We start from the raw sequence: 17,990 nt of genomic DNA on the forward strand, positions 1-17,990 counted from the left end.
TAGTAAAACTTTTAACTCTAATATCTGCTACATTAAAGTCGTATTTTGAAATGTACTGTAAGTTAAGGACTTTGTGTATGCTAATTTTAGTCTTTAAATTATTATTATTTTAACTATTATATACTATAATTATAGTAATTTTTAATTACTAAGGAAACTATTATGAACTACAATCTTTTTTCACAATCATACGCTTCTCCATACACGGCTTACACCTCTGAACCACGAAATTGTGCACACGTGCATCCGTGTATTCCTACACATACAACTTGCACTCCCAAACTATGGAACCACCATCCTTGCTTTGAACCATGCAACCCTACCACCATTAACATACGTATACCACCTTGTCCACAGCCTGAACCTAAACCTGAACCTAAAGAACCAATTGACTTTTCAAAGCTTGCAATACTAATCAACCCAGTTACTGGCGAGATTCTTGATGCCACTACTAAGGAATCTACTGGTAAAAATTTTAAAGAATGTCAAAAAATTATAGAAGAAACTAAAAACGATCTTGAAATTGGCCCAAACAATAAACTCATAGGAGGATGTGATAGCGATGCTTCATGTAAAGCTTGTGTGGATGCAATAAATTCTTCCATATCAGATTCACGTAAAGTAACAGCATTTTTTTCTGAAGAGATGTCAGTACCAGAAGATACTTTTGAAGTTATTTAGGAGCACTACAGAGGTGGGTATTCACTGCACCTCTACTTATTAATTAATTTTTAATAATCATGACTTACCAATGGAGGTATACTATGTTAAAAAATAACCTTTTTTATCCATGTCAACAGGGTAAAAGCTATATACATCACCGACCACTTAGAATATGTGATACTAATAATATGCCGCTGGTAATCAACAAGGATAAGACCGGTGGATGTGATAAGAATGCAATACAGAAGGAGATAGAAGGTAAAATAAAGGAAAATGTTAAGAATGAACTGAAGAAAGATCTTAAGTGTGAAATTGATGATAAGACTAAGGGTGAAATAAAGGAAAACGTTAAGAATGAACTGAAGAAAGACCTTAAGTGTGAAATTGATGATAAGACTAAGGGTGAAATAAAGGAAAATATTAAGAATGAACTGAAGAAAGACCTTAAATGTGAAATTGATGATAAGACTAAGGGTGAAATGAAGGAAAATATTAAGAATGAACTGAAGAAAGACCTTAAATGTGAAATTGATGATAAGACTAAGGGTGAAATGAAGGAAAATATTAAGAATGAACTGAAGAAAGACCTTAAATGTGAAATTGATGATAAGACTAAGGAGGAAATGAAAAATAAAATAAAAGACGAAATAAAGGATGAGATAGATTGTAAATGTGATAAGGATGCAATACAGAAGGAGATAGAGGATAAAATAAAGGACAAGTTGAAAGAATTTATTAAAGATACTGTAATTGAGGAAGTCAAAGGTAATATTGATAAAGAACGTCCTCCTGAAGATGGTATTATTATTATGCCTAAAGTAATCACTCCAGAACACGCTATAATTAACAAATGCGGAGCTTACTCTGGCTATTATAAATACTCTCCTGAGAATCAGGTAGGTCATTATGCTTTTAATACATCAGATATACTAAAGAAACTGTATCCTGAGATGTTTGATAACCCTAAAATTATGGAACACATAAAATCAGATGCAAATGCTCCATATTCAGCACATAATTTTAAGCTTGCTTTTTCAGATGATATTAACTATGCGTGGGGTAGCCCTAGCAACATGTGGTGTAAAAAGTGTACAGAACTTCCCAATGACTCCGTTTGCAAGAGTGACACAGAGACTAAAAGTCTTTGTTATTCTGCAAAGAGCAGTTACGACACTAAAGAATATAGCAAAAACTTCTTTAATGAAGAATGTCCTAACCTTGTTAGTAAACCTATTCAAATGGGATCGGAAGAACAAAATATAATTACGAAGCAGGGTATGCCGCTGTTGCTTGTTAATTACAAAACAGGAAAGATAATAAATAAAGATGGTGAAGAAACTGATCAGCATTATGCTGTATGTCAGCGTTACCTTAAAGATGATGGTAGACCTAAATCGATAGAGGATTGTGGTAATGGTGAAGCCTGCAAGAAGTGCATTAAAACACTGAACGAATCCATTTGGGATGCTGGAGATAAAACGATTATATTAAAAATTCCTGCGTTTAATGACCAGATGCTCAAGTCCGATATGGCAACAAGTGCAACAAGTATATATGAAAATGAGAACAATAACGCTTCTTATTATACTAGCAATAACGACTTAATATAAACCATAACTTTTCTGGGTCTTTCGACCCAGAAAAGGTCGCCTTACACCAAACAAAGAATAGAGATAAGATAAACCTTCAACTAGCCCCACTTATTCGCTATATTGTTGGAGGTTTTCATAGTTTTTCTAGTTGATGAACATTTTTAAACAGGTTTCCTCTCTAATTTCCAGCAAATTAAATGAGTTGAAGCAAAGGGGTGTTATAAGCACGAATGCAACAAACTTTATCGTAGAGCCTCCAAGCAATAGAGCGCATGGAGATATTTACACAAACGTTGCCATGGTGCTTGCAAAGCATGAAAAGAAGAATCCCATTGAAATTGCAGAGGTTTTAGCCAAAGAATTTGAACTTTTTGATGAAGTTGCAAAAGTGGAAATAGCAGGCCCTGGTTTCATCAACATGCACTTAAAAATAGAAGTGTGGCATGGAATTTTAAAACAAATAAATGAGCTAAAAACAGAGTTTGGTACCCTAGATATAGGGAACAATCAGGCCATCAATGTTGAGTTTGTATCTGCAAATCCAACTGGTCCACTGCATATTGGTCATGCAAGAGGGGCAGTATTTGGTGACGTTCTGGCAAATTTATTGAAAAAAGTTGGTTATAAAGTTACTAAGGAATACTATATTAACGATGCTGGAGCGCAGATAGATACACTAATAAAGTCAGTATATTTGCGGTATAAGGAAGCTCTGGGAGAAAAAATCAGTATAGAAAAAGGTTTATACCCAGGTGAATATTTAAAACCGATAGGGGAGGAGCTGGCTAAAAAATATGGCAAAGAGCTTCTAAAAAAGCAAGATAATCAGATAATTAGAGACTATACTTTAAGTTCTATCTTAGAACTCATAAAGGAAGACATGAACTTACTTGGAGTAAGTCATGATGTTTTTACTTCAGAGTATGAGCTACAAAAAAGTGGCAAAATTGAAGAGAGTATAAAGATATTGTCTGACAAGGGTCTAGTGTATGAAGGGTACTTGGAGAAACCAAAAGGCAAAGAAAGCGAAAATTGGACTTCCAGAAAAGAAATGTTATTTCGCTCTACAAAATTTGGTGATGATGTTGACCGCGCACTGAAAAAAGAGGACGGCAGTTGGACTTATTTTGCCTCGGATATCGCTTACCATTTTGATAAGATATCACGTGGTTTTAACAATATGATCTTAGAGGTTGGTAGTGACCACGGCGGTTATGTCAAAAGGCTCAAAGCAGTCGTCTCTGCGCTGAGTGATAATCAAGCAAAAATAGAGGTAAAACTGCATAATATTGTGAATTTTTTTGAGAATGGCAAACCTGTTAAAATGTCCAAAAGATCAGGAAACTTCCTCACAGCAAGAGATGTAGTGGAAGAAGTTGGCAGGGACATAACTCATTTTATAATGCTAACACGCAAGAATGATATGGTCTTGGACTTTGATTTTGCTAAAGTTAAAGAACAGTCAAAAGACAATCCTATTTTTTACGTGCAATATGCGCATGCTCGTGCTCATTCGTTAATGCGTAATGCTCCAAAAGAGCTCCCAACAGCAGATCCTTCACTTTTAAAGACCGATGGGGAGCTCTTCCTCATAAAAACCTTAGCAAAGTGGCCAGATGTGGTAAAAATTGCAGCAAGGCTTTATGAGCCACACAGAATTACTTTCTACTTACTTGAAGTTGCAGAAGCGTTTCACGTCCTATGGGGGTATGGCAAGAGTGATTTAAACATGCGGTTCATACTGGAAGACAACTTAAACCTCACCGCTGCAAGAATGTTTCTCGTACAAGCCTTAGCGCACGTCATCGCTTCTGGACTTTCCATCTTTAATATAGAACCTTTGGAAGAGATGAGTTGACTTTTTTTGTGCAAGATTGTTTTTTCAACGAATAAAGGAGTTGACAAAATTAAGTAAAAATGTTATAGTTTATAGTAGTATTTTTTGGTTAATATATGGCTCACAGTCAAAAAAAGCTCAATGTTAATGTAAGTTTTGACAGTAAATTGGCTCAGTATCTTACAGAAATGGCAGAGATTCAAAATAAAACTATCCCTGAAGTTTTAGTAGATTTAGTGGAAGAAGAGTTCGAAGAAGATGTAGAGCTATCCGAAATAGCTGACGATCGCCTCTCTGAAGGTGAAGAAGAAGTAGAGGATGATGAAAACATCTGGAAATAAAACTTACACTATAAAATTCTTAAAAAATGTTATTGAAAAAGAAATTCCAGCTCTTCCGGCAAAGATTAAATTAATGGTTCAGGAGGCCATAAAGAAACGCCTTACAGTTGATCCTTTTAATCTAGGAAAGCCTTTATGTCATAGCTTTAGAGGGCAATATAGGATAAGGGTTAGCAACTACCGTATAATTTACATCATAAATCATTCAGAACGTAAAGTACTTATTACTGCAGTGGGGCATAGAAAAAACATTTACAAACACAGAAGATTACACAATTAAAAATATAAGAAAGACCTCACCGCTGCAACTCGTACAAGCCTTAGCGCACGTCATTGCTTCTGGACTTTCCATCTTTAATATAGAGCCTTTGGAAGAGATGAGTTGACTTTTTTACTTTATGTGTAATAGTTAAAGTATTATTGAATTTGTAGGTAGAGCTATGGCAATAAAACATGAAGAGTGGAAAAAAATATTAAGTGCCGTTAATGACGACAAGGGTTTAAATAAAGATAATATAGTTGAAAAAATAAAAGGGAAATTAAAGGCAGAAGGTAAAGGTGAATATGAAAATTGGGAAAGGGCCAGTTTTGATGTAGATTACCTATTTGAAATTAAAGATGATACACTAATAGCATATGATCGATTTACGTTATTGCATTTAGCTGCTGAAAATGGTCATGCAGATGTAGTAAATGCTCTAATACAAAACGGAGCAAATGTTAATGCAATAAGCAAATCGGGAATAGTTCTCTTATGTTACGCTATTCAGCATGGTCATATAGATATAGTAAATGCTCTAATACAAAATAGAGCAAATGTTAATGCAAAAGATCATTTTAAACATACTCCCCTACATGATGCTGCTGACAAAGGTTATATAGAGATAGTAAGTGCTCTAATAGATAGAGGAGCAGATGTTAATGCAGAAGATGGTTATTTAAAAAGTACTCCTCTACATAATGCTGCTGAATATGGTCATATAGATACAGTAAAAGTTCTAATAGCAAAAAGAGCAAAGGTTGATGCAAAAGATATAGATGGATACACTCCTTTACATTGGGCTTTTAGAAATGGTCATACAGAGATAGTTAAAGTTCTATTACAAAGCAATGCAGAAGTTGATACAGTAGATGAAAATAAAAAAACTCCTTTGCATTGGGCTGCTGAAAAAGGTTGTAAAGAAATAGTAAGTGCTCTAATAGAAAAAGAGGCAAATGTTAATGCAAAAGATCAAGATGGATGGACTCCTTTACATTGGGCTACTAGAAATGATCATATAGATACAGTAAAAGTTCTAATAGCAAAAAGAGCAGATGTTAATGCAATAGGGGAATGTGGTGATACTCCTTTACATTTAGCTGCTGAAGAAGGCTGTACAGAGATAGTAAAGGTTCTATTACAAGCAAAAGGGATTGATATTAATGCAGCAAATGAATTTGGACAGACTCCTTTACATTTAGCTGCTGAAGAAGGCCATACAGAGATAGTAAAAATTCTAATAGAAAATGGAGCAGATGTTAATGCAATAGGGGAATGTGGTGATACTCCTTTACATTTAGCTGCTGAAGAAGGCTGTACAGAGATAGTAAAGGTTCTATTACAAGCAAAAGGGATTGATATTAATGCAGCAAATGAATTTGGACAGACTCCTTTATATTTAGCTGCTGAAGAAGGCCATACAGAGATAGTAAAAATTCTAATAGAAAATGGAGCAGATCCTTTAATAAAGGATGAACATGGTAAAACTCCAAGAGACTTAGCTCAAGATGATGTTATAAAGAAACTTCTAGAGGAAGCAGAAGAAACACAACTGGGAAAACGAGCATTTAAAAAAAGCGTTTTTTATGGTGGTTTGACAGCATTATTAGGTGCTGCAATAGCAGTAGCACTTTTTGCAACCGGAACAATTGCAGTTGAGTTAATACCTATAGTAATAGCAGTTGTTGCAGTTACGGTGGCGGCACTAGCAGTTGGTGGTATCACATATATGATGTTAAAGCCTAGTACTAAAATAGATGAAGTGGAAGAAGAACAAGGCATAACTGGGGATGAGCGGAAAGCTTGATCTGCTGGATTCCAGTGTCAGCTACTTTCATGACATCATAGAGGCACTGGGATGACATCATTCTTGACCCCTATATCGCAACGTTCGTACAGTTGTGAGCGGTACAAGTTTAGTCCATATACCTTCCAAGCATAACACGCTCACGAAACTTTAATGCAATAGCTTGATTTCTACTGAAAGACAGCATTATGCCAAGTGCAATGCTCGAAGATAAAAGAGAAGAGCCACCATAACTAAGTAGTGGCAGGGTTATGCCGGTGGTGGGAAAAACACTCAATGTTACCCCTATGTTTATTATGAATTGTGTGATGAATTGAATTGAGATACCAAGAATCACCAACAGATTAAGTAGTTCATTTTCCCTATATGCAACGTAAAGCAAGCGGGCGGAAATGATGCCAAATAACATCAATGTGGCTAAGCACGTAATCAAACCAAATTCTTCTGCTAAAACAGAAAACACAAAATCTGTATGACAATCAGGAAGAGAGGTTTTTACGCTACCTTCACCAGGTCCAACTCCAGTTAATTGACCTCTTTTGAATGCTTCTAATGATTTTGTGACTTGAAAGTTATCGCGCTGCGTAAAAAAGACAAAATTGTAAATCCTTTGCTTTATATGTGGGAGGCATAAGTAAGCTATTGTAGTTCCAGTTGTGGCCATTCCTATTATGCATAGAAAGTATAAAAATGGTATACATGCAATAAACATTTGACCAATAAAAGAATATGTTAAAAGCATGGACATACTGAAATCAGGTTGCAAAAGTAACAACACAAAAACTAACAGAAATATTATGATTGATATGTGCATTTTAAACTTCATTCCGCTGGCCAAGATACTAGCTATAACAACAGAAAAAAATGGCCTTACGAACTCAGATGGTTGAACTGAAATTTTGACAATATGTAACCATCGTTTCGCACCTTTTACCTCTATACCAAGTATTATCGCAGCTGCCACTAGAATAGTAAATAAAATGAAACCTGCGAATGAGAGGTTAAGTATAGTTCTTGTGTTGAGAAAAGAAAATGTTACTAAGGTAATCAGTGATAGAACTATATAAATTGTATGGCGCCGTATAAAATAATCCTGTGGTAGAGAAAGACGCTGCGCAATTACAGGGCTTGCTGAATAAACAAGAATGAAGCTTATAGTGAGCAAAAAAAACACTGGAAGGATAAGATAATAATCTAGGGTTCTATACCAGAGTTTAATATTCATTTTGTTCCAATGTGTAATGCCACTATTCCATAGCTCATATTATGAAACTCAACATTCTTAAAGCCTACCTCTTCAATTTCCATTTTAAAATCAGCCTGAGTTGGAAATTCTCTGATGCTCTTCACTAAATATTCATAAGAACTCTCGTCTTGAGCAACTATGCTGCCAATTTTAGGAATTACTTTAAATGAATATAAGTCATAAAGTTTGGTAAATATCTCATTTTGATAGTGCATAGGGGCAAATTCTAAGCAGATAAATTTTCCATGTGGTTTTAATACCCTGTGCGCCTCATTTAAAGCCTTCTTGCGGTCAGAAACATTTCGAATGCCAAAAGCTATTGTGCAATAATCAAATTCGGAGTCTTCAAATGGTAAACTTTCTGCGTTCGCACATACCCAATCAAAATTAATTTGGTTTGAATTTATAGCTTTATCACGTCCTCTGCTTAGCATATTCTGATTTATATCGCATACTGTAACCTTAGCACTTGGCTCTTTTCTTACTATTCTTATTGCTATATCTCCAGTTCCTCCAGCAACATCTAAAACCTTAGAGTTTTTTGTAAAATGCACACTATTTACCATTTTATCTTTCCATAATCTGTGCATTCCAAGGCTCATTATATCATTCATGGTGTCGTAGCGACTTGCCACGGAATCGAATACCTCTTTAACTAATTGTGATTTCTTCTCGATTTTTATAGTAGACATTACGTAAAGTCGCTCAACTCCTTTATAATTAGTAAAAATTAATTTGAATTAACATAAATATTAACGACAGGCCTTGAGCCTGTTAAAATCTTCTTCAGCGTGGTATGATGACCGAGTTAGTGGGCTTGATGCAACCACTAAGAAACCTTTGGAGTAAGCAATGTATTTATAATGCTCAAACTCTTCTGGGGTAACATACCTATCAAGTTTTGCATGTTTTGGAGTTGGTTGTAGATATTGACCAATTGTAATAAAATCAACTTCAGCACTGCGCAAATCGTCCATAACCTGAAGTATTTCCTCTTTTTTTTCTCCAAGACCAACCATAAGCCCTGACTTTGTGAAAACTTTAGGATTAATCTGCTTTACCATCTTCAGTAAATATAGTGAATGAAAATAGCGAGCTCGTGGTCTTATTTTTGCATACAATCTCGGCACTGTTTCAATATTGTGGTTATAGACATCAGGTGATGCAACAGCAATTGCTTCAAATGCTCCTTTCTTATTTAAAAAATCAGGAGTTAAAATCTCTATTGTTGTTTCTGAAGTTATCTTTCTAATTTCTTCTATGCACTTTATAAACTGATTTGCGCCACCATCTGGCAAATCATCACGATCAACAGAGGTAATGACAACATGTTTTAAGTTTAACTTTTTTATCGCTTTTGCTAAATTTTCTGGTTCATGAGGGTCTAGTTTATCAGGAATGCCAGTTGCAACGTTGCAAAATGCACAAGCACGAGTGCAAACAGAACCAAGAATCATCACAGTAGCATGACGTTTATTCCAACATTCACCAATATTTGGACATGCAGCTTCTTCACATACCGTATGTAAGTTATGCAGTTTAACGATGTTTAAAGTTTCATTGAATACTTCACCGGTCGGAGCTTTTGCTCTGAGCCATTGAGGTTTGCTATGCATCTGAAACGGCTAACTCTACCTCTTGCTTTACTAAAACTTTTTTCAACCTTCTTTTTATCTTCTGTGCTTTTTCACTTAGTTTGATCGTTCTTGTGTTGAGCAAAAAAGCATCTAAATCACCTTTGTAATCTATAGTTCTCAAAGTTCTTGTTGCCACACGAAATCTAAACTTTTTATTCAATAGATCACTTGTTAACGTAACCTTATGTAAATTTAAAAGAAAGGTACGCTTTGTTTTACGATTCGAATGTGATACCTTATTACCAAAAGATTTTTTTCTATTTGTTAATTCACAAACTCTACTCACTTCAATATACCAAATTATTCTATGTACTTAGATTACCTTATATAGTCAAATAGTCAATACTCTCTTGCTTAATTTTTATACCATATACTGCTTTATAGCCAAAAAATATCGTAATTTTTTCTATTATAAGAGAAATCATATGCTGAATTTCTAATGCTTTACTGCCATTTGTTACTACCAGATGCAATACACCCGAATTTATATTCTGTGCATATGAGATCTTTTTCGGTTTTGTACACTCTGCTATTTCTTTCCCTACTATATTTCGCCAGTTTAAAATCAGACGTATTTCATTTTTGCTAATCTTATTTTTCATGCATTTTAATGCGTAATTTTCAATTATAGACTTTAATTTTTTTGGACCGCTACGTTTGAGCATTTTTCTGTTTTGTTTCTAGTATAACTAAATAAGTAAGGTTTACTACTACATTGGATTTCCTCAGTGCCAAATCCAAGTAGCTAACACTGGGATGACAACCTTCTAACTACTTTACAAACCTCTAGCCTCACACCATAAAAGCAGTATTTTTATGTAACAATCTACCTTAACGTAGCACTTGTTAAGTAAGTCGTTCCATTCAAAAATTTTTGTTTTGCCTCATAATTAACCTTCTAGCTGTTTTAATTGTAATTAGTTAAATTATTATTAACCTGAGTGAATTTTAAATTAGATTTAAAAAGTACAGTATTGTCTAAAATGAATGATGTACGGTGTCCGAATTTTAGACTCCTTCTTTTTTGTTGTCATCCCAGCTGGGATCCATTTTTCTTTTTTTTCTGGATTCCAGCGGGCTTTGTTGCATCGCTAGCTATGATGGATTAAAGATAAAAAAGATGGAGAATATCAGTAGCTTATTATTCTGGTATTTATAACAAGAACGGTCAGTGAATACCTAAATTTGAGTAAAAGAAATTTCACTACCACTCACTAATCCGGCTAAAATTCAAGAATTTCAATGCTTTAGCTATTTTCAATAGAATTAAGTTTATTAATATAAATAATAAATTACTATTCTTAAATTTGATCAGATTGATTGCAAAAAAACAAGATTTTCAATAGGTTGCTTATAATCCTAACTATAGTTAGCCTTTCATAAGTAGCGATGCAACAAAGCCATTCCAGCGTCACGCGCTAACTTTTAATAGCGATAGTTATTTCTTATTTGTTAAGATCTTTCCTCAATCCAAGCTGCTTGAATGGCTTCGAGTATTTTCTCGTTACAGCGTTTTTCATCATCATCAAATTCCTCTAAACTCAAGACCTTTTTTTTAAGCTCAGTGAATCTGATACTAATTATATTCTCATCTGAAAATTTTTCCTCCAGAGCTTCTACAATATCTTCTATATCAAGCCATTTCATACTTTTTTGTATTTATCTGCTAAGTTAAATTGGTGCCCATGGGGAGACTTGAACTCCCAAGGTCGCAAAACCCACGGATTTTAAGTCCGCTGCGTCTACCGATTCCGCCACACGGGCTTTTTTTACCTATCTAGAGTAAAACTCTACTACTAAATTGACTTCCATGTCCGCTGAATAAGGAACCTCAGAATATTGAGGCGACCTCAAATATTTCACTGAATGCTCTTTACTATCTGTCTCCAAATAATCCGGAGCCTTGCGCTCTTGTTTTTGTTCAGCCTCTACTACTACAGGGATTTTTGCTGCCCTTTCTCTTATTTTTATTATATCACCTGGTTTCACTCGATAACTTGATATGTTAACCACCTTATCATTAACTGTAACGTGCTTATGAGATATGAGCTGCTTCGCTGCATAAATTGTTGGCACAAGACTAGAGTGGTATAAAACAGAACTTAATCTCGATTCTAAGATACCGATAAAATTATCAGCCGTATAACCCTTTCTGTTATAAGCATCTAAAAATGTACGTCTGAGCTGCTTACTTGAAATCGCATAGTAAAACTTAAATTTCTTATGCGCAGCAAACTGCTTACCAAAGTCGGATAACTTCTTGAATCCAAGAATACCATGTTGACCAGGAGGGTATTTCCTTTTGTTTACTGGGTCTTTAGCTCTACCCCATAAATTTACACCAAGTCTACGGCTAATCCTATACTTTCTAGTGATAACAGTTGTCATATAAAAACTCTCACGATTCAACTCTAGATTATTAAGGATTTTAGCACTCAGTGTCAACTTGTTTTTGCTGGTATAATCTTTTATACTTCATTTTTAAGTTTTTCTATGAATCATCTACCTTTGGAATCTATGGCAAACGCCATCCGTTTTTTATCAATTGATGCAGTACAAAAAGCAAACTCTGGACACCCAGGTATGCCACTTGGCATGGCAGATGTTGCAACTGTCTTGTTTGCTAAATATCTGAATCATAATCCTGATGATTCTAAATGGTTCAATAGAGATCGCTTTGTTTTATCAAACGGTCATGGGTCAATGTTACTATATTCAATATTATATTTGACAGGTTATATTAGCATAGATGAGCTAAAAAACTTCAGGCAAATGGGATCCAAGACCCCAGGTCATCCAGAGTTTGGCTTGACTTCCGGGGTAGAGGCAACGACAGGCCCGCTCGGTAAGGGGTTTGCCGCTGCTGTTGGCATGGCACTTGCTGAATCGATTCTTAAAGAACAATTTGGAGATAGCTTAATTAATCACTACACTTACGTGATGCTAGGGGATGGCTGTCTTATGGAAGGAATAAGCCATGAAGCAGCATCACTTGCTGGACATCTTAAATTGAATAAATTAATAGCCCTTTTTGATGATAATGATATCTCTATAGATGGCGCTACTTGCCTTTCCTGTTCTGATGATGTAGAGAAACGCTTCTTAGCGTATGGATGGAATGTTGACAAAATTGATGGCCATGATTTTGATGCCATATCCCTTACAATAGAGCAAGCAAAAAAGTCTGATAAACCTACGATGATCTGCTGCAAAACCATTATCGGAAAATTTTCAAGCCGTGCTGGCACATCCTCTGCTCACAGTGGTGCTTTTTCGGAGGAAGACATCAAACAGATGAGAGAAAAATTGGATTGGAACTACGAGCCATTTCATGTGCCAGAAGATGTGAAAAACGCCTGGAAGAAAACTGTTGAGAGAGCAAAACAAAATTACACGATGTCATTCCAGCGCGTGACGCTGGAATCCAGAAAAGAAGAAAAAGAATGGATCCCAGTGTCAAGCACTGGGATGACAGAAGAGAATGCTGGGATGACAGGGTATCATGCAGAACTTCAAAGACGGTTAGATAAACGTCTACCAGATAATATCGATAGTGTTTTGGCTAACTTGAAGAAACAAATACACGAGACAATGCCAAACGAAGCTACTCGATCTTCTTTCGGCATGGTAATGGAACTTTTAACTGAGTCTATGCCGGAATTAATCGGCGGTTCTGCTGATCTTACTGGGTCAAATTGCACTAAATATAAGCACATGCAGGTAATAGATAGTAATAATTATACTGGTTCTTATATCCACTATGGAGTGAGAGAACACGCTATGGCAGCTTGTATGAATGGTATGGCTCTTCACGGCGCGATTCTTCCTTATGGTGGCACTTTTTTGGTATTTTCCGACTATTGTCGTCCTGCTATACGTCTTTCAGCTCTGATGAAACAGCAGGTTATGTATGTCATGACTCACGACTCAATTGGAGTGGGAGAAGATGGCCCAACTCACCAACCAATAGAGCATTTAGCTTCTTTGCGTGCTATACCAAATCTATATGTTTTTAGACCAGCCGATGCAGTTGAAACTCTGGAGTGTGTTAGCATTGCACTCGAAAAGAAAGAATCTCCAGCACTGTTTGCGCTCTCAAGGCAAAACGTAAGTTACATGCATTCTGATATCGATCAATCTGCTAATCTATCGAAGTTTGGTGCATATATTTTGTGTGAATGTTCAAAAGAATTAAAAGTGACAATATTTGCTACCGGATCTGAAGTTGAAATTGCAGTTAAAGCAAGGGAGAAATTGCAGGAAAAAGGTATAGGTACAAGGGTTGTTTCTATGCCATGCTGGAGGCTTTTTGACGAGCAAAGCGATGAATATAAAGCGGCGATATTAAATAATGACAGCATTAAAGTTGCAATTGAAGCTGGAAGTGAAATGGGTTGGCATAAGTATATAGGTTCAAACGGTATATTTATTGGCATGAAAAGCTTCGGAGAATCAGCACCTTATAAAACACTCTATGAGCATTTTTATATCAGCGCTGATTACGTAGTAAAATGTGTGTGTGAGAAGTTAGGTTGCATTCAGTAAACCTCTTGCATAACCATATGAAAGCCCACTCTTCTTTGTCATTCCAGCACGTGATGTTATCCAAGATGATGTCATGCCAGTGCTTGACACTGGCATCTAGTTTTCTTTACAAATTCACCAAAAGTGCTTCATTCTATAACGCAAAACCCATACTCACCAAACCCAATGCATTACTTGCAATTAAGTTTCCTGGATCCCAGTGTCTGGGCACTGGGATGACACCTCTGGGCACTGCCGTCATAAAGGAACCAGTGTCAGCTACTTGAATACATACCACCATGTCATTCCAGCGCGTGACGCTGGAATCTAGTAAACCTCTGGCTATATTATGTCATTGTCTTCTGAACTACTTGGTGATTCTAATACAACTGGTTGTTCAGATTCGGATGATGATTGTGTTGGCTCATCAGACCCAAACAACCATGAAAAAAAACTACCAAAAAATGATGCAACTAATGAAAAAGGCTTCATAAGTATACTAAACAAACTACCAAAAAAAGAGCTCGCCTGTTCTTCTGTTTGTGTAGAAGCAACAGGATTTACAACGTTGTCTTGTACATCAGTTCCTTGTCCTGCACTGGTGGTGGGTTGTCCCCCCTGTTGTGTTTGTGGTGTTCCACTCCCCGAATTTACAGTTTTATCAGCTTCTTGCTTTGTAATGTCTGATCCTGATTGAGCATCACCTTCTTGTTTTTCTTTCTCTCGTGTACCAGCATCTTCCTCTGAATTTTCTTCATTGTCCGTCGATGGCTTATCCACTGAACCGTCGCCAGGGTTTTCTGCTGCTTTTAATAGAGTTTTTATTTCTTCGTTAGTAGTTAAATCGAAAGGAGTTTTTTCATCTTTATCTTTTACATTAATATTTGCTCCTGCTTTTATTAGAGCGTCTACTATTTCTTTGTTGTTATTTTGAGCAGCGAAGTGTAAAGGAGTCTTTTTTCCATATTTACCTTCTATATTAACATTGATTCCTTCTGCTCCCAGTAGCGCTTTCACTATGTCTATCTTGTTCTTTAAAACAGCCCAATGTAAAGGAGTCCATTCTGCAAGTTTATCTTTTATATTAACATCGATTCCTTCTGCTTTCAGTAGAGCGTTCAACACATTTATATCTATGTTGTCCTTGTCCTTTTCCTTTTTAGCAGCCAAATGCAAAGGAGTGTTGTTAAGTTCATCTTGTGCATTAACATCGATTTCTTTTGCGCCCAGTAGAGCGTTCAATACGTTTATATCTATCTTATTCTTTTTAGCAGCCAAATGCAAAGGAGTACTGTTACCTCCATCTTGTGCATTAACATCGATTCCTTCTGCTCCCAGTAGAGCGTTCAATACATTTATATCTATGTTGTCCTTTTTAAGAACAGAATGTAAAGGAGTATCTTTATTCTTATCTGCTAAATTAACATCGATTCCATCTTTTCCCAATAGGACTTCTACTACCTCTTTATGGCCCCTTACAACGGCCCAATGTAAAGGAGTCATGTTATCTCTATCTTGTGCATTAACATTGATCCCATTTACTTGCAGTAGGGCTTCTACTACCTCTTTGTTGTTATTTCGAGCAGCCAAATGTAAAGGAGTCTTTCCATTTTGATCTGTTGCATTAACATTTGCCCCTTTCTCCAATAGAGCTTGTACCTCCTCCTCATGACCCTTTTCAGCAGCAGCCTCAAGTAATTCAGCTGTGTTTTGTAATAGAGTTTTTATTTCTTCGTTAGTAGTTAAATCGAAAGGAGTCTCTCCTTTATTATCTGTTGCATTAACATTTGCCCCTTTGTCCAATAGAGCTTGCACCACCTGCTTATGGCCCTTTTCAGCAGCGAAGTGTAAAGGAGTCTCTCTTGTGTCATTTTCTGCATTAACGTCTGCTTTTTGCTCTAATAGATCTTTTACTGCTTCCAACTTGCCAAGCCTAGCAGCCAGATGTAGAGAAACCTTGCAATGTTTATCTTCTATGCTTAGGAATCTATCCCACACGTCACGTTCTCGAGAAAGGTCATAAGTAATAAAATCTGCTCCATTATCTAATAGAACTTCTGCTGTAGTAGAGTGATTATTTTTAACAGCCCAATATAAAGGAGTATGCAAATCTTCAACTGCGTTAACGTTTGCTCCTTCACTTATTAGATGCTTTACTTCATTAATATCACCACTTTTAGCAGCCTCAAGTAATTTAGCTGTGTTTTCTAATAGAGTTTGTATTTCTTCGTTAGCAGCTAATTTGAAAGGAGTCTTTCCATTTCGATCTGTTATATTAACACTTGCCCCTTTGTCCAATAGATCTTTTACTATCTCTGCATAGCCCATTTCAGCAGCGAAATGTAGAGAAGTGCTGTCATATTTATTTTGTGCATTAACATCGATCCCTTCTACTTGCAGTAGGGCTTCTACTACTTCTTTATGGCCATTTTCAGCAGCCCGATGTAAAGGAGTGCTGTGATGTTCATCTACTGCATTAACATTTGCCCCATTATTTAGTAAAACTTCTACTACCTCTTTATGGCCCTTTTCAGCAGCCCAATGTAGAGGAGTCTTTTCATTTCCATCTACTGCATTAACATTTGCTCCTTTACTTATTAGAGAGTTTACTTCCTCAATATTACCTTCTCTAGCAGCCTCAAGTAATTTAGCTGTGTTTTCTAATAGAGTTTGTATTTCTTCGTTAGCAGCTAATTTGAAAGGAGTCTTTCCATTTCGATCTGTTATATTAACACTTGCCCCTTTGTCCAATAGATCTTTTACTATCTCTGCATGGCCCATTTTAGCAGCAAAATGTAGAGGAGTGCTGTCATATTTATTTTGTGCATTAACATCGATCCCTTCTACTTGCAGTAGGGCTTCTACTACTTCTTTATGGCCATTTTCAGCAGCCCGATGTAAAGGAGTGCTGTGATGTTCATCTACTGCATTAACATTTGCCCCATTATTTAGTAAAACTTCTACTACCTCTTTATGGCCCTTTTCAGCAGCCCAATGTAGAGGAGTCTTTTCATTTCCATCTACTGCATTAACATTTGCTCCTTTACTTATTAGAGAGTTTACTTCCTCAATATTACCTTCTCTAGCAGCCTCAAGTAATTTAGCTGTGTTTTCTAATAGAGTTTGTATTTCTTCGTTAGCAGCTAATTTGAAAGGAGTCTTTCCATTTCGATCTGTTATATTAACACTTGCCCCTTTGTCCAATAGATCTTTTACTATCTCTGCATGGCCCATTTTAGCAGCAAAATGTAGAGGAGTGCTGTCATATTTATTTTGTGCATTAACATCGATCCCTTCTACTTGCAGTAGGGCTTCTACTACTTCTTTATGGCCATTTTCAGCAGCCCGATGTAAAGGAGTGCTGTGATGTTCATCTACTGCATTAACATTTGCCCCATTATTTAGTAAAACTTCTACTACCTCTTTATGGCCCTTTTCAGCAGCCCAATGTAGAGGAGTCTTTTCATTTCCATCTACTGCATTAACATTTGCTCCTTTACTTATTAGAGAGTTTACTTCCTCAATATTACCTTCTCTAGCAGCCTCAAGTAATTTAGCTGTGTTTTCTAATAGAGTTTGTATTTCTTCGTTAGCAGCTAATTTGAAAGGAGTCTTTCCATTTCGATCTGTTATATTAACACTTGCCCCTTTGTCCAATAGATCTTTTACTATCTCTGCATGGCCCATTTTAGCAGCAAAATGTAGAGGAGTGCTGTCATATTTATTTTGTGCATTAACATCGATCCCTTCTACTTGCAGTAGGGCTTCTACTACTTCTTTATGGCCATTTTCAGCAGCCCGATGTAAAGGAGTGCTGTGATGTTCATCTACTGCATTAACATTTGCCCCATTATTTAGTAAAACTTCTACTACCTTTTGATTGCCCCTTCTAGCAGCCCAATGTAGAGGAGTCTCTTTCAACTCACTTGTTGCATTAACATCTGCTCCTTCACTTATTAGACTTTTTACTTTCTCAATATTACCTTCTAGAGCAGTCTTACGTAATCCAGCATTTATATCTCTGTTTGAATTGCTCATCCCATACCTCCTGTAAAACTATATTGTTATGATAAAGTCGTTAATA

Annotated in this window: 17 protein-coding genes and 1 tRNA gene; 9 read left to right on the top strand and 9 right to left on the bottom strand. The window is 36.2% G+C overall.

The features are described from left to right. Positions 1–162 precede the first annotated feature (162 nt). The 6 genes from ACJZL1_RS01215 (at position 163) to ACJZL1_RS01240 (ending at position 6,499) form a co-directional block, all read left to right on the top strand. Entirely contained in the window at positions 163–681 is a 519-nt protein-coding gene (locus tag ACJZL1_RS01215) for a hypothetical protein (RefSeq protein ID WP_353284970.1), read from the top strand. A gap of 83 nt (positions 682–764) precedes the next feature. Continuing rightward, positions 765–2,273 carry a hypothetical protein gene (locus ACJZL1_RS01220; protein ID WP_419247326.1) on the top strand — a complete coding sequence of 503 codons (1,509 nt, stop codon included), beginning with the start codon at positions 765–767 and terminating at the stop codon, positions 2,271–2,273. Positions 2,274–2,406: 133 nt separating this feature from the next. Continuing rightward, a complete protein-coding gene (argS, locus tag ACJZL1_RS01225; protein WP_419247327.1) occupies positions 2,407–4,113 on the top strand; it encodes an arginine--tRNA ligase in 1,707 nt (568 codons plus the stop codon). Positions 4,114–4,208: 95 nt separating this feature from the next. Then, entirely contained in the window at positions 4,209–4,433 is a 225-nt protein-coding gene (locus ACJZL1_RS01230; protein ID WP_174132978.1) for a hypothetical protein, read from the top strand. Next, complete coding sequence (locus ACJZL1_RS01235) at positions 4,414–4,713, top strand: type II toxin-antitoxin system RelE family toxin (protein ID WP_250295924.1); 300 nt, start codon at positions 4,414–4,416, stop codon at positions 4,711–4,713. Before ACJZL1_RS01230 ends, ACJZL1_RS01235 begins: the two co-directional genes overlap by 20 nt. Before the next feature lie 160 nt (positions 4,714–4,873). Further along, positions 4,874–6,499, top strand: coding sequence for an ankyrin repeat domain-containing protein (locus ACJZL1_RS01240; RefSeq protein ID WP_419247328.1), 1,626 nt, complete (start codon positions 4,874–4,876; stop codon positions 6,497–6,499). 109 nt (positions 6,500–6,608) lie between these two features. On the opposite strand, the gene ACJZL1_RS01245 is transcribed toward ACJZL1_RS01240, so the two are convergent. Genes ACJZL1_RS01245 through ACJZL1_RS01265 form a run of 5 tightly spaced genes read right to left on the bottom strand, consistent with a single transcriptional unit; the run spans position 6,609 to position 10,047 of the window. Beyond that, entirely contained in the window at positions 6,609–7,724 is a 1,116-nt protein-coding gene (locus ACJZL1_RS01245; RefSeq protein WP_419247329.1) for an FtsW/RodA/SpoVE family cell cycle protein, read from the bottom strand. Next, positions 7,721–8,437, bottom strand: coding sequence for a bifunctional demethylmenaquinone methyltransferase/2-methoxy-6-polyprenyl-1,4-benzoquinol methylase UbiE (gene ubiE, locus ACJZL1_RS01250; protein ID WP_265025511.1), 717 nt, complete (start codon positions 8,435–8,437; stop codon positions 7,721–7,723). Before ubiE ends, ACJZL1_RS01245 begins: the two co-directional genes overlap by 4 nt. A gap of 60 nt (positions 8,438–8,497) precedes the next feature. Next, positions 8,498–9,361 (bottom strand): lipoyl synthase, encoded by an 864-nt coding sequence (gene lipA / locus ACJZL1_RS01255; RefSeq protein ID WP_265025512.1) that lies wholly within the window; start codon positions 9,359–9,361, stop codon positions 8,498–8,500. Continuing rightward, on the bottom strand, positions 9,354–9,668 hold the full coding sequence (gene rpmB, locus ACJZL1_RS01260; protein ID WP_265025513.1) for a 50S ribosomal protein L28: 315 nt from the start codon (positions 9,666–9,668) through the stop codon (positions 9,354–9,356). The genes lipA and rpmB overlap by 8 nt, the downstream gene beginning before the upstream one ends. A 37-nt stretch (positions 9,669–9,705) precedes the next feature. Then, positions 9,706–10,047 (bottom strand): DUF721 domain-containing protein, encoded by a 342-nt coding sequence (locus ACJZL1_RS01265; protein ID WP_010082513.1) that lies wholly within the window; start codon positions 10,045–10,047, stop codon positions 9,706–9,708. 362 nt (positions 10,048–10,409) lie between these two features. On the opposite strand from ACJZL1_RS01265, the gene ACJZL1_RS01270 reads away from it, so the two are divergent. Then, positions 10,410–10,541 (top strand): hypothetical protein, encoded by a 132-nt coding sequence (locus tag ACJZL1_RS01270; RefSeq protein ID WP_419247330.1) that lies wholly within the window; start codon positions 10,410–10,412, stop codon positions 10,539–10,541. Between the two features lie 293 nt (positions 10,542–10,834). Here ACJZL1_RS01270 and iscX read toward each other — a convergent pair whose 3' ends face one another. The 3 genes from iscX to rpsD form a co-directional block, all read right to left on the bottom strand. Next, positions 10,835–11,029 (bottom strand): Fe-S cluster assembly protein IscX, encoded by a 195-nt coding sequence (gene iscX / locus ACJZL1_RS01275; protein ID WP_265025516.1) that lies wholly within the window; start codon positions 11,027–11,029, stop codon positions 10,835–10,837. 30 nt (positions 11,030–11,059) lie between these two features. Further along, positions 11,060–11,146: transfer RNA gene (locus tag ACJZL1_RS01280), tRNA-Leu, on the bottom strand. A 9-nt stretch (positions 11,147–11,155) separates the two neighbouring features. Then, positions 11,156–11,770, bottom strand: coding sequence for a 30S ribosomal protein S4 (gene rpsD, locus ACJZL1_RS01285; protein WP_353282675.1), 615 nt, complete (start codon positions 11,768–11,770; stop codon positions 11,156–11,158). 105 nt (positions 11,771–11,875) lie between these two features. Between rpsD and tkt the strand changes: the two genes are divergently transcribed. After that, positions 11,876–13,927 carry a transketolase gene (gene tkt / locus ACJZL1_RS01290; protein WP_419247331.1) on the top strand — a complete coding sequence of 684 codons (2,052 nt, stop codon included), beginning with the start codon at positions 11,876–11,878 and terminating at the stop codon, positions 13,925–13,927. A gap of 17 nt (positions 13,928–13,944) precedes the next feature. Continuing rightward, positions 13,945–14,193 (top strand): hypothetical protein, encoded by a 249-nt coding sequence (locus ACJZL1_RS01295; protein ID WP_419247332.1) that lies wholly within the window; start codon positions 13,945–13,947, stop codon positions 14,191–14,193. Between the two features lie 55 nt (positions 14,194–14,248). Here the strand turns inward: ACJZL1_RS01295 and ACJZL1_RS01300 are convergent, their stop codons facing one another. Next, on the bottom strand, positions 14,249–17,944 hold the full coding sequence (locus ACJZL1_RS01300; RefSeq protein ID WP_419247333.1) for an ankyrin repeat domain-containing protein: 3,696 nt from the start codon (positions 17,942–17,944) through the stop codon (positions 14,249–14,251). Positions 17,945–17,990: the final 46 nt, after the last annotated feature.

Source organism: Wolbachia endosymbiont of Rhagoletis indifferens (assembly GCF_048537595.1).
In the GTDB taxonomy this organism is placed as follows: Bacteria; Pseudomonadota; Alphaproteobacteria; order Rickettsiales; family Anaplasmataceae; genus Wolbachia.